This window comes from Mycobacterium sp. NAZ190054 (assembly GCF_001545925.1).
Classification (GTDB): domain Bacteria; phylum Actinomycetota; class Actinomycetes; order Mycobacteriales; family Mycobacteriaceae; genus Mycobacterium.
The window spans coordinates 1-2139 of sequence record NZ_LMVQ01000413.1 but is presented as its reverse complement, the minus strand read 5'-3'; the positions used below and the strand labels follow the sequence as shown (position 1 = coordinate 2139).

The following is a 2139-nucleotide window of genomic DNA, read 5'->3' as shown; positions in this document are numbered from 1 at the left end:
CTGCGCCGAGTCGCCTGAGCGCGGCGGCGGCCGCGGGCGACAGCGGCGCGACCCCGGCCGGCACGTCGATCAGCACCGATGCCGCCGTCTGCAGATGCGCCGCCAACGCCTCGTCACGGGAGACCACCGAGTAGACGGCACCCGGGGCCGCCACCACCGCGTAATCGGCCGACAGTTCGACCACCACCGCGTCCGTCGTGTCGGCGAGCACCGAACTCCGTGCCACCACAACCACCTCGGGAGCCGTGTTGCGTGCGGCCTCGGAGACGACGCGGACGTGGCCCGCAGGCCACCACGTCGGCACCACGAGGACCAGGGTCCCGGTGCGCCCGCCGGCCGCCGCGGCGAGGACCTCCCCCCACAGCCGGCCCACCTCGACGGGCCGGTCGTCCACCAGCGTCAGCGGGTCGTCGACAGAGCCCAACGCGGCCGAGACCCGTTCGCACGCAACGTGTCCCGGACCCCGCACGGTGGCCGGGCCCACCTCGATGACGACCGGCGTCACGGCGGCTCCACCCAGGCCACCTGGACCAGTTCGTCGGGCCGCCCCCGCATGATCAGTGTGGCCCGTCCCGGCGGCAGCGGAGTGGGTCGCACGGTGCCCAGCAGCACACCCTCGTCCGGCGCCGCGCTCATCATCAGACCGACGCAACCCATCTCGCGCATCCGGGCCAGCACGGGGTCGAACATGGCCCGCCCCGCGCCACCGGAGCGCCGGGCGACGATGACGTGCAGCCCCAGATCCTTGGCGTGCGGCAGGAAGTCGGCCAATGGGGTCAGCGGATTCCCGGTGGCGCCCGCCACCAGGTCGTAGTCGTCGACGATGACGTAGACGTCGGGCCCGCTCCACCAGGACCGGTCCCTGAGCTGCTGTTGGGTGACGGACTCGTCGGGCATCCTGGCGTTCAACCGCTCCGTCAGCGCGGCCATCCGCGACGTCACCGCGACGCCCGACACCGCGTATCCGGTCCGGGGCCCGCGGTCGACGACACCGAGCAGCGTGCGCCGGAAGTCGACGATCTCCAGATCCGGTCCGTCCGCGGCCGCGCCCAGTTCGGTGCAGAGCAGTCGCAACAGCGACGTTTTGCCGCATTCACCGTCGCCGAGGATCAGCAGGTGCGGGTGTTCGGCGAGATTCAGCAGGACCGGCGCCAGGTCGCGTTCCCCGAGGCCCAGCAGCACCCGGTCCCGGCGCCGCTCGGGAACGCCGATCGCGACCCGATCCACCCGCGACGGCAGCAGTTCCACCGGCGGCGCCGCGCGGCCACCGCGCGGCGTGAACTCGGGTGTGGCGATGACCATCTCGCGGCCGTCACGCGTGATGCCGTGCCCGGGCGGCAGGTCGGTGAGTTCCTTGGCCCGCCTGCGGTCCATCTCGGAGTCGGTGGGATCGCCGAGGCGCAGCTCGATCCGGGTACCGATCTGATCCTTCAGCGCGGGCCGCAGATCGGCCCACCGGGACGCCGCGATCATCACGTGCACGCCGTACGCCAGACCCTGCGTGGCCATGGCGGTGATCGCGCCGTCCAGGCCGTCGAAGTCCTGCCGCAGCGCCGCCCATCCGTCGACCACCAGCACGGTCTCGCCGTACCCGTCGTCCCGGGCACCGCCCGCGGCCTCCCGCGACCGCAGGACAGACTCCAGCTGCGCGACGATGCGCCGGCACAGGTCGCTGTCCCGCCGCCCGGCCACCGCCCCGACGTGCGGCAGGTCCCGCAGCGCGGTCAGGTCGCCACCGCCGAAGTCCAGGCAGTAGAACTGCACCGCGCCGGGGTCGTGCGTCGCAGCGAGCGCGCCGATGATCGTGTGCAGCGCCGTCGACTTGCCCGAGCGGGGAGCACCGACGACCGCGACATTGCCCGCCGCGCCGGACAGGTCGACGATCAGCGGGTCCCGTCGCTGCTCGAACGGGCGGTCGACCACACCGATCGGCACCCGTAACCGCCCGGCCGGCGCCGCGGACAACACGGCGTCCAGCCCCGGTGACCGGTCCAGCGGCGGCAGCCACACGCGGTGTACGGCACCGCGGAACGCCCGATCGAGGTGCTCGAGGAGGTCCGCTCCGGTGACGTCGTGCTGGTGCCCCACGGCTATCACGGCCCGTCGATCGCGGCGCCGGGCCACCACATGTACTACCTG

At 73.3% G+C, this 2139-nt stretch carries 3 pseudogenes; 1 reads left to right on the top strand and 2 read right to left on the bottom strand.

Going from position 1 to position 2139, the window contains the following annotated elements:
* Together ASJ79_RS23085 and eccCb are read right to left on the bottom strand one after the other, a co-directional pair.
* Positions 1 to 505 (bottom strand): annotated as a pseudogene (locus ASJ79_RS23085) (type VII secretion-associated protein); the annotation flags it as partial.
* Positions 502 to 2034: pseudogene (gene eccCb, locus ASJ79_RS23080) on the bottom strand (type VII secretion protein EccCb); the annotation flags it as partial. The pseudogenes eccCb and ASJ79_RS23085, both read right to left, overlap by 4 nt.
* Here eccCb and ASJ79_RS34395 point away from each other — a divergent pair.
* Positions 2008 to 2139 (top strand): annotated as a pseudogene (locus ASJ79_RS34395) (5-deoxy-glucuronate isomerase); the annotation flags it as partial. The pseudogenes eccCb and ASJ79_RS34395 sit on opposite strands and share 27 nt — an antisense overlap.